This window comes from Pseudomonadota bacterium, assembly GCA_018817425.1.
In the GTDB taxonomy this organism is placed as follows: Bacteria; Desulfobacterota; Desulfobacteria; order Desulfobacterales; family RPRI01; genus RPRI01.
Map to the genome: position 1 here is coordinate 1 of JAHITX010000041.1, position 11,067 is coordinate 11,067.

Genomic DNA, 11,067 nt, shown 5'->3' on the forward strand with positions numbered 1-11,067 from the left:
GAGCCACTTTCAAAACGTTTCAGTTTGGTCAAGCTCAAGGCGGGCGAAAATTTCAACCGCAGGAATACATTGAGTATTTCGAGGATTGAAATTTGAGCCCAACGCAGAGATCGGCCAAAATGGGGCGTTTTGAAACTGGCTCCACTGATAAGAAATATTTCTGCGATTGATAGATACGACTGAGGCGAACCCCTTATGTGTACCCTGACAAGTTTGGATGTTTTTCAAAGGTCCCGTTCTAAAACTGCAACCTTACGAGATACCCTTTAATTTTTTAAAATAACTATAGCTTCGTTACATTGACAGCGGCTGGGCCTTTTTCACCTTGTTCAATATCAAAGGTAACTTTTTCACCTTCGGCAAGAGTTTTAAAACCGGTTCCATTTATTGCAGAGTGATGAACAAAAACATCATCGCCGTTTTCCTGCTCAATAAATCCATAACCTTTTTTGTTGCTGAACCATTTTACTATTCCGTTTGCCAAAATTCTTTTCTCCTTAAAAGATGTTTCAAAATTCCGGCTTAAGACAGACGCCTTAAAAGGACCTGTTCCTTAAAGAGCAATGCTACTATACTGACTGCAGCCGTAAAAATATTGTGAATAATAATATCTGTTTTATAAAACGTCAAGTTAAAATTGTTATTTTGCATTTCAATATAAATATGTATCAATTGTTATAATTCCACAGGTTTGTCTGATAGATTATCCCTATCCGGATTGAAAACAACAATATGCTTAAGTTATAGCTTGTTAGAATGCAAATATATCATGTAATTTGATGTATATATTGAAATTTCCTGCGGTGAGTTTGTAGCTGGACGGTTCTAAGTATCACAAGCGTATATGCTTATGCTTATTCTGTTATGATTCCGTTTTATTAAGAGATAGGGCCATTAAAACCAATGCTATGTTTCATCCTCCATCCATTACCCACGCAATGACAAAGGCAATCCCTCCTACAATAAGTGCGGCTTGCAATTTAACATCGAGATTATTATACCATTGAATCATATTTTATTTCCAACAATTTAAAGCGCCTGAATCAGAGCCATCATCTGTTTTTGTATTTGATAAGTGGCTTTATACCATGATGCACTTCACCTTGTTCTACAACAATCTTCCCATCACGATCTATTAATAAATGTTCCTTAAACGTATAAAAAGCATAAACTACTCCGTTAACCATTAAATGACCATTCCCAACACCTTTGCTTGTCACTTTATACTCCTTATGTCCAATTTTTATATTAAGCTCTGCAAACGGAGCCTGAAGGCCGCTTCCTGTATACTCTCGAAACTCAAAAGCAGCTTTTTGCTTTCCTGTATCGACGGTCAGGAGAGTGAAATTTTTAAAAGGAAAGTTCCGCCTGCCTGAGAAGACGCCACCTTCTTGATTATGGGGAGATGGTAACTCAGAAGTACATCCAATTAAAACAGAAAGAATAATTATAGTAATGAAGCAACTATTTTTTCTCAATTTTTAGATCCTTATGTGTGAGGGATGAAAATAGCTGTATAACATAGTAAATCACTAGTGTGTCTTTTTGTACATGATGAATTTGCATTGTTTAGCCGATCTCACCTAATCTATACAGTCACAAGCAATTTATATAAAATCAAAAAATTTGTGTTATAGTTATTCGGTATGGTGGTGTTTAATTATTTGCCTTGCGGTATAAGCTGTTTTGCTTTTTCTATTTTGGCACAGAATTCAACTCTCGAATTAGATTCGATGGCGAGGCGGGTAAATGATTTGAGTACCGGGTCGTTCATGCTTTTTGGCAGATATGATAAGGATTTATGGGAAAGAAGGTTTTTGTCCAAAGTTTTTGACATTTTCATACAGCTGCTTATGTTCGTTTCTTCATACAATTTAGGACCGAAAATTCCAAATCTTGAGCGTTTTACAAGAACTCCTACCTGTGCGATACTTATAAATACATATTCCCTGCGATTTAATGCAACACGGGCAAGGCATGCTTTTGCGTCATCAAGAAATTTAATCAGTTTCCCCATAGTTCCTATCTCACGATTAATATTTGCATTCAATTAAGTTAAAAATGAATAACCGGCATCAGCCAGTTAAACGTACTACATATATTTTAACTTAATTTAGCATGTCAACACTAAAATATCGCAGGCAAAGAGATGGGGTGTTTCGATACCGGCTGGCTTAAAGCTCATGGAAACGCCAGCCGGTATCGAAAAAAGTTTGAGGTATGCAGGAAAAAGAGTATTTTATCTTTTCGATCTGTTATTAATAAAGACCCTTATTGCTTTTTACCTTTGTTATTTTGATCTTTAATAAATACACTGTTATTTTTTTCTCCTGTATTTGAAAGGCTTTTAACTCCCATGGTGTTTAAGAGGGCATTTATGTCTGTGGTTTTAAGATTCATCCCACCTTCCGAAACCGGAAGCAGAACAATTTTTTTACCTTGCAGAGCTTCGGCAATCTCAAGCTTTACCAAGGCTTCACCGCCAATACTGCTCAGGGCGTCATTCATTTCCTTGATACCTTTTGCTTCGGCTATTCCTTCGGCTTTGATTGCTTCAGCAAGCAACATTTGTTTCTCATAATAGACATCTACCTGGATCTTGGCCTTCAGGTATTCACCGTCAACATCTGCAACAATCTTGTTTACTTCACCTCTTACTTCCTCCAGTTTTCGTTTATATTCCTCAGTGGCTGCATGCTGCGCTGACTTGTTCCTTTCAACTTGCTGGTCTGCCACCTTTTTGTCTTCAATTGCTTTCTGGTATTTTGGATTAAAACGATAATCCTTTGTAAGAACCTTTTCTATGATAATCCCCATTGGCTCAAGCATTGACTGGAGTACTTCTTTGGCTTTTTTTGCCTGCCCCTCTCGCAGAGCGGATACATAGAATTCCTCAGTTTTTAATTCTCCGAATATGTCTCTGGGCTTACTACGTGTGATGGTTCTGACAATTTTGTCGCGAAGCTCTTTATCATTCCGAGCCACATTCTGGAGTATCAGATATGCTTTGGCCCGGTCTATTTTGTAAACGATAATCACATCCAGACTGATGTCATTGCCATCTATGGTTTTAAACAAAAGATCATCCCTGGTACTTCTGTCGCCCCTTCCCCGGTGATAAGTAAATTCTAAATTCTGAAGTTTAGTATCAAAGGTGTGCCAATCATTGATTAAAGGCAGGAACACATATTTTGATCCGGGCTCATATACTTTTGGGTCAACCCCTTTTTCTCCGAATAAAGCAAGTTTTCTTGTTCTAACCCCCACCTCTGTCTCACCGGTGGAATAAAAAATACATCCTTGAATGGAAAGTAACATGATAATTGCTATGGTCATTGTGAAGATTCGTTTCATTTCGCACCTCCTTTTCTAACATCAAAAAGTTTCAGTGCTTTATCAAGGTCAAGCGGATTTACCCCCGAAGGACCATCGCTAGGCAGAACAATAATATCAAGCCCCTTGTATACATTTGCCATTTTCAATCCGACCATCCTTTCGGCGCCTTTCCCTTTTAAGGCTTCATTTTTAAGTCTTACCTTTTCGGCTTCGGCAAGTTTTACCAGAAGGTTTGCTTCAGCCGTCTTTTTTCGGTAGTAAAGATCCTTTTCCGCATTTTTTCTGGTGACATAAGCCTTCCCTTTTTCCATCTCAACAGAAACGATAACTTTGCCTTCTTGTTCTATTTTTTTCAACTTGGCTTCTTCAATGGCTGCGCGTGCTTCAGCCATGTTTTTAAAAACAAGCTGATCTTTTAGCTTTTTTTCTTCAATGTTTTTCTGGATTTCCGGGCTGTATTCAAAATAACGGACAAGCACATGGTCAACATAGATTCCCTTTTTTTCGAGCTCCCCGTTCAGCTTGACCCTGGCCGCTTCCGCTTTTTCTGAACGGAGCAGGCTGTTATAGAATTCTTCCGTTGTGAGCTCTCCCAGCGTTTCTTTTAAGGCTGGCTCCGTTTTTGGAATAATTCCATTATCCTCAAAAAGATTGCCCGGACCAATAATGGTAAACACTTTATACGGGTCAGCGATGTGATAAAGAATGGACACATCTACATCTACGAAAAAACCATCTGATGTTTGAATATGGGCAGCTTTTTCTTCTCTGGCATATATCGAAGCCGTACGTGGATATTTTGTAAGTTCGAGAACTTGAATGTCTCTTGGCAGATAGTGCATTTTTTGCATAAACGGGATGATGAAATGAAGTCCGGTCTGGTATATTTCTTGCTGAATGCCGCGGTTGATACCGATGTCAACCTGTTTTATACCATATTCATTCGGTTCTACGTATTTCAAAAAAGAATTATAAATCACTATAACTATGGCCAATAGTACAATCAAAAGGCCAAGCTTGCCGGCAAGGCTGGGTTTGAGTTTCGGAATTTTGAATTTGGATTTAAAATCCGCAAAAGATAGGTTTTTGGGGTAACCTTCCATCTTTTATGCCTCCTTTGTATAAATGGTTTCAGGGGATATTTTATCGGATTTTACGTCAATACGCCCTGTTTTCAAATTGAAAAAATTGATGGCAAAGAATAATAGAAATAAAAATGCCGGGACAAGAAAAAAAGAAACCGCAAAACTTAACGCAAGTTTTTGAAAAAGCATATATGTGAAATATACTGCGGAACCTGCAATGATATATTGTAAAAAGTTAACTTTCTCCTTTTCTGAACCTTATTTTGTATTTCGATTATGTCTTTTCGGCTTTCCTTCTATTCTTTCAATCGGATTGTTTAAATATACTTTTCCCAACCCAATCGGTGAAGCAAGAATTCCACCTTTCTTATCTTCACTGATTCCCTCTGAATATCCGAGATCTACAGGAATTTTACCTCTGCCACCTTGTGCATCTACTACATATGTCGGGCGAAGAAAACCTGTAGTGGTTCCGCAAAGATCTCTGCAGATTTCTTTTCCTTTGTATATATCTGTTCTGAAATGACCAGTTCCCTCAACAAGATCGGTATAGTACAAATAATAAGGTTTTACTCCCATTTTGCCGAGGCCGTGTACCAGGTCTTTCATAACATCAGAGTCATCATTAACTCCCTTTAACAAAACACATTGGTTTGCTATTGGAATGCCCAGACCCCTTAAAATTTTAATAGCCTGATAACTTTCGGCTGTGATTTCGTTAGGATGATTGAAATGCGTGTTTATATAGAGCTGTGGATCTTTAAGTGACTTGGGTGTGTGTTTTCTTAATACCTCAATCAGTTCTACGTCTTCAATAATCTTTTGCGGCCATACGCACGGTACTCTTGTGCCGATTCTTATTAACTCAATATGGTTAATTTTTGTTAGTTTATCTAAGATTTCATCAAGTCTTTTGCTTTGAATCAGTAATGGGTCCCCACCGGATATCAATACGTCTCTAATAGCTTCGTGAGATGCAATATACTCAATTCCCTTATTTAGATCTTCTGACGATGGATTTTTCCGGTCGTCTCCTACTTTTCTCTTTCTGGTGCAGAACCTGCAATACATCGCACATTCGTTTGACACATACAGTAAAATCCTGTCAGGATACCTATGGATTATTGTCCTTGGACCTCCAAGCGGAATATCTCCTTCCTCATCCAGTGGATCCGCTGTAAGATCCATATAATGCTCAAGTTCATCTACATCAGGAATTGCTTGTTTCCAGATACCGTCATTTATCTTTTCAATAAGACCGAGGTAATAAGTATTTACCCTCATAGGATATTTGGCAATTACTTCCTTAAGCCTGGGATCAACTCTTGCTTTCTGCGCAGTAAGCCATTTTTCCAAATCTTCAAAAGTTCTTATCGAATTTTTTAAAATATCTTTATATGCCATAAATAATTCTCCTTTGCCTGCTTACCTGACAGGAAAAACAATAGCCAAGTGCAAATTGCTGTTAATGTGGGTTGGACGAGTCGAGTAAATATTTTAGTGCCCTTCATGTTTTACGGTGCTGTTTTTTGGCAAGGGAACAATTTCCGCCAATAGTAGCTTGTGTGCGCCAGGCATGGGCATAAAAAACGGGATGGTAGCCCCTTGTATTTGATCTATTATCAAAAGTATTAACCAAAGGCAAGGGCATCTTTGTGAGAAGCTGTCTAAAAGCTAAGCTTAAAGCAAGCTGTATTGAGCCAGTTTCAAAACACCCCATTTTGGCCGATCTCTGCGTTGGGCTCAAATTTCGCACTAAGTGACACGTAGTGAAGCATAAGCGCTAACCTTTAGCGCTATCCTCGAAATACTCGATGTATTCCTGTGGTTGAAATTTTCTCCCGCCTTGAGCTTGACCAAACTGAAACGTTTTTAAAGTGGCTCGTATTATTAAAACACCTACATGATTTGTGGATAATTCTTCCTATCCTTGGATTTAAGATGTCAGTAAAACTATAGATATCTTTACTCCACCGGCAACTCAGGCCTGGCAGCCCACTCCGTCCAACCTGCATCATAGCATTTAATATCAGTATAGCCTAAGAGCCGGACAAGAATGAAATATGTCTGGCTTGCCTGATGACCGGTGCGGCAATGGACAATAACCGGTGTTGCCTTTGTAGGAATAAGCTTTGAGTAAATTTCCCGAAGCTCATCAATGGATTTAAATATGTTGTAAGCGTTCGCAAGCCATACCAGCCAGAGTTGCATCCTGGAGCTTATCCGTGCAGACCAAAACTATGAAATCATCCGGGCGAACACCCATCAAAGAAAAATGTTCGGCCAGCATTGCCGCAGGCAGCAGCGAAGATGGCAAGCCCTGGACCAAGCCCCTCATGCTTTCTATATTCAGACTGAGCGAACCTGGGATATGACCGGAGTTATATTCAGGTTGTGCGCGAAGATCAATGATCTTTAAACCTTGTTTCCCAAGGTTCGTGTTAAGCCAATCTGTTTCAACCAGCCCGGGTATCGTCAGGGCGGAGAGATCCAATGCGGTTGATAAATTGGTGTTTGTTGCCGGGTTGTCGGCAGGAATCTTCGGTGCAAGAAAAAAGGAACGCCATGCATTGATTTTAAAGCCCAGAGAACGGGAAACCGGTTCCTGCCTTAATGATATAGGCTTAAGACAGGTTTTTAAAAATCCTTCCAGACCATCGGTCAGAAAATAGACGTTTTTAAATCCAAGACGAAACAGACTGTCGTGCGCCTGGGCCGGATGTGTCATGCCGTTTGAATACAGCACGATCAGGCCCTTATTTTTATGTTGGGCAAGGGAGATGGGAAGATCCGCAACCTGTATGTTAATTGCGGATCGGATATGAAATTGAGTAAATTCCGCCGGCGTTCTTATATCTACCAGCATAATTGATGGATCTCCCGCAAGCAGGCGATTTGCCAGTTCCTGTGGTTCGATGTGATCTAATCCTTTTTGCAGACTATCCAGCAACACAGTCTCCTGTGCTGCTTTTGTACAAGATGATATCGACATCGCCTGCTGTCCGGACACTGTAAACAGGCCGAATGCGCCCACGATTAACACGGCACTGAATGTCTTCAGAAACGGCGTTCCCCATCGTTCACCCTTGCCGTGTCGTTTCTTTTCGATATATTCCGATCCCCAAAAACAACCAACAGCAATCAGCGTGAGGAAAAAGGCAAAGCTTGCTTCGGAAACACCCATACTGTCGTATGCAAAAATAACCCCTCGGTCTGCAGTTGTAATCGAATCTAAGAGCGGGTATACTTCGTTGTAAAGCATGCTGCCGACTGCTGCTCCAATGAGAAAAACCAGTGCGTCGATCTTTCCCGATGCGAGCCCAACAGCGCCTGTGCCCGGGCACCATCCGCTCATAACAAACCCGGCACCGAAAAGCACCCCTCCTACGATTTGTGCCGCAAAGAGCGTATGCAGAAAGTAGACGTTCTCAAGCGTTATCCAGCCAAAGCCTTTAGCGTAACAAATGCCTATCATGGCTACAATCACTGCCGTGAACATGACTTTCAGCACGGTCATATCACGGAAGTAAAAAATACCTGCCAGGCGTCGCGAGCTGCCAAATCCGGCCTGTTCCAATGCCACACCAAATGCGATGCCAATGAGCAGACTTGCCAGAAAAGCGGCAGGTGTATTCAGAGTTCCGCTTCCAAAGAAAGTTTCAATCATCCCATTGCCTCCTTACAAACCATGCGATGGAGTAACCGCCTGCAAACATAAAGATAAGAAAGAGCAAGCTTCCTGTAATGAGTGCAGCGCTGCCGGTTAGGGCTTGTCCTGAAGTACATCCGTTAGCAAGACGACTTGCGAAGCCGGCGATGATACCACCGGCCAAAGCAAAAAGAAGACGCTTTCGGGGCGAACATTTGGCGCCGCGTTCTACTTTGACATCGCAGCGATTAGCCAGCAATGCCGAAATCAACCCTCCAAAAAACACGCCAGCCAGCATAAAGACAAGATAGTATTTAAGCGGATGTTGGCCCCAGCTTCCAAAATATTCACTGGCCAGCGTTCGTGCCGGGGCGACTGATAATTCGAAATATGCCCCCACCCGTGCGATGCCTGAGGAGGCACCAAGCCCAGCTCCTAAGATCAGGTATGACAGCAAAAGGGTTATTCCGAGCATAACCCCTGCAAAATAGGGGTTTATGTAGGCCTTTCGATCTTTGATTTTATCGGTTAAGTTATCATTCATGATCAGCACCCCGCACTTTTCTTTTTCGGTGTTTGCGGTTTTTGTGGAGCAGGTTGAGTTGGAGCTGTCGGAACAAACTGTTGCACCGCAGGGGCGCTGCTCGGAGTAATTGGAACAACTTTAATCGGCTCACCCATCTCTACTGCATTCCAGTATGCATCCAGACCGCCGAATAGGACCTTGATCTGTCTTTTGGTTTTCTGTGAAAGTATGCCTCCTGCCACCATCGCAAGTGATCCGTTCCGATCTACGATCACAAGTGGTCCTGCACCTGTAAGATAGGCAGGATTGTTTATCAGATCGGCAATATCTACATTCTGTGATCCCGGTATGTTGTAATCTTTAAAATGCTCAGCAGGCCGGATGTCAACAATATCGAAGGTGCCTGGCAAGTCCATTAACATGCGTTTGAACTGGGCCGGGTCGATAAGATCCGGTAGTTTTACTACCCTTTTGAGTTGGGCAGAAGCAACCCCTGGTGCCATTGGTTGGATGACCGGCAATCCTGCTTGAATCCAGGCCTCGCTTCCACCTTCCATACTTGCCACCTCCTTGAAACCTCTGCGCTCCAGTAAACCGATTCCCATGCTGCTGCGGTATGCAGAATTGCAAACCGTTACCACCGGTTCCCTGGGGTCCAGTTTAACAGCCAGCTCGCTTAATTGATTTAAAGGCATGTTCACAACATTTCCAATCCGTAAACCCATCCACTCATTTGGCAGGCGGACATCAACAATTACCGGGGCTGTGCCGTTTTGCATTTGTTTATAGAGTTCCTGCGGAGAAATGGGGATATTTTTGTACACAGGCTGTTTTGCAGCATTCCACTTTTCAAACGATAGCGTCCCAGCTATGTCATAGCCGACTCTATACAGACGAAAGCGTGCTTCTTTAATTTCCTCAGAATTGCCGCACAGAACTATTTTACTGCCCCATGGCACCATGATGCCCACCCATGTCTCCAGGCGGCCACGCAGGGCGATATTAACAGAGTTCGGAATGTGTCCTGAGGCAAAACTTTTGGCATCCCGTAAATCAACTATATAAAACCTGGAAGTGTCTGAAAGTTTTGCATTAAGGTATGGGGTTTTTGGCATTGCCGCATTCCAATCTACTGGAGCGGGTCCTTCCCGGTTCATTTTTGCATTGTGCTTGAAATATTGTGGTGCTTCGGGCAGACCCTCAAGCACAGCTGTAATGAAATCGTTTCTGCTCTTATGCTGAAGATAGGGGTTGGTCGCTCTTTCAGTACCAATGGTCGATGAGGGCTCATCTCTTAAGTGAGCACCGCAAAGAGATCCTGCGCCGTGGGCAGGCAGTACTACAACACTATCATCAAGTTTGGAAAGCTTGTTGGTCCAGGTGTCATAGCTCATACCTGCCAGCGTTGCAGCCGCCACAGTTCCGCCCATCAGGTCCGGTCGGCCGATGGAACCAACAAATAAAGTGTCACCGGTCAGGATTGCCTTGGGGCTTACCTTGTTATCCTTACTGAAGACCAGAGCGCACATGCCATCAGGAGTATGGCCTGGAGTGCTCAGAAATTTTAAAACGATCTCGCCCCAAGGGATAGACTGCCCATCGGAAAGAGCCTTGATCTTGTATTGAGCGCCACTATCCTTGTTTTGATAGACGGGACAGCCGACCGCTTTTGAGGATTCTATATGACCTGCTACAAAGTCGGCGTTCGAATGTGTGAGAAAAACCCCTTTGATCGTCCATCCTTCTTTTTTGGCTGTGTCGAGATAAACCTGGATATCACGATCCGGATCAACAACCAGCGCATCTTTGCCGCTCACAACCATATAGGAATGATGCGACAGTACAGCAAGGTTGAACTGAACAATTTTTACACCCGCATATTCATATGTATTCACTATGGTCTGGGTGGCTGCAGTATTGGCATGAGAGGCGGACTCGGTATCTTTGATTGCTCCGCCGGATGCTTGTCCTTGAAAAAGAAATCCTGTAAACGATATAAACAAAAAGCATGTCACAAACCGAAAAATAAACATTAGATTCATTGCTATTTCCTTTTTTATAATTGGCGCAATGTCGATCTGACTGTACGCCTCTATGGTGTTGATTATTTTATGGAGTAGACAGTAGTTCTCTTTCTTGATTAGTTATATCTAAGTTAATGATATCGGCTGGTTACCAAACACGGTTTTCCATGTGCCAATATCAGGCTTGATTGAATATGAGGTAGATATTTAATTGCTGTAAAAAAATCAAATTCAGATAATACGGATTAGTTTTTTTTAAATTGAAGCATTTTATCTCAGATATGTCAATACAAAGAGATCGTACAATCAGGGTAACCGCATTTAGAAATCAACCTGCCAGGACTTTCATAAGATAATCATTATCCCAACCAGCCCTAAGTCGTTTTGATTTTATGCTCTTTTTCGGTGTTGTTTCTTTTTTAATCATATTCAAGGCAATATGTCTGA

The 11,067-nt window shown here is 41.9% G+C and carries 8 protein-coding genes and 1 pseudogene; all 9 read right to left on the reverse strand.

Annotated features, from left to right (window positions below; genetic code table 11):
- Positions 1 to 283: 283 nt before the first annotated feature.
- The 9 genes and pseudogenes from KKC46_08600 to KKC46_08640 all read right to left on the reverse strand — a co-directional run bounded on the left by KKC46_08600 (position 284) and on the right by KKC46_08640 (position 10,629).
- On the reverse strand, positions 284 to 484 hold the full coding sequence (locus KKC46_08600; protein MBU1053875.1) for a cold shock domain-containing protein: 201 nt from the start codon (positions 482 to 484) through the stop codon (positions 284 to 286).
- Between the two features lie 568 nt (positions 485 to 1,052).
- Positions 1,053 to 1,478 carry a hypothetical protein gene (locus KKC46_08605; GenBank protein ID MBU1053876.1) on the reverse strand — a complete coding sequence of 142 codons (426 nt, stop codon included), beginning with the start codon at positions 1,476 to 1,478 and terminating at the stop codon, positions 1,053 to 1,055.
- A 182-nt stretch (positions 1,479 to 1,660) separates the two neighbouring features.
- Positions 1,661 to 2,017 (reverse strand): hypothetical protein, encoded by a 357-nt coding sequence (locus KKC46_08610; GenBank protein ID MBU1053877.1) that lies wholly within the window; start codon positions 2,015 to 2,017, stop codon positions 1,661 to 1,663.
- Between the two features lie 254 nt (positions 2,018 to 2,271).
- Positions 2,272 to 3,354 carry a prohibitin family protein gene (locus KKC46_08615; protein ID MBU1053878.1) on the reverse strand — a complete coding sequence of 361 codons (1,083 nt, stop codon included), beginning with the start codon at positions 3,352 to 3,354 and terminating at the stop codon, positions 2,272 to 2,274.
- Positions 3,351 to 4,439 (reverse strand): SPFH domain-containing protein, encoded by a 1,089-nt coding sequence (locus KKC46_08620; protein ID MBU1053879.1) that lies wholly within the window; start codon positions 4,437 to 4,439, stop codon positions 3,351 to 3,353. Before KKC46_08620 ends, KKC46_08615 begins: the two co-directional genes overlap by 4 nt.
- A gap of 240 nt (positions 4,440 to 4,679) precedes the next feature.
- Positions 4,680 to 5,825, reverse strand: a complete 1,146-nt coding sequence (locus tag KKC46_08625) for a KamA family radical SAM protein (GenBank protein MBU1053880.1) — start codon at positions 5,823 to 5,825, stop codon at positions 4,680 to 4,682.
- A gap of 561 nt (positions 5,826 to 6,386) precedes the next feature.
- Positions 6,387 to 8,088 (reverse strand): annotated as a pseudogene (locus tag KKC46_08630) (YeeE/YedE family protein).
- Positions 8,081 to 8,614: a YeeE/YedE family protein gene (locus KKC46_08635; protein MBU1053881.1), complete on the reverse strand. Its 534-nt coding sequence runs from the start codon at positions 8,612 to 8,614 to the stop codon at positions 8,081 to 8,083. The pseudogene KKC46_08630 and the gene KKC46_08635 overlap by 8 nt, the downstream one beginning before the upstream one ends.
- A 2-nt stretch (positions 8,615 to 8,616) precedes the next feature.
- The gene (locus tag KKC46_08640) at positions 8,617 to 10,629 is read right to left on the reverse strand and encodes an MBL fold metallo-hydrolase (protein ID MBU1053882.1); all 2,013 of its coding nucleotides are present in this window, start codon (positions 10,627 to 10,629) and stop codon (positions 8,617 to 8,619) included.
- Between the last annotated feature and the right edge of the window lie 438 nt (positions 10,630 to 11,067).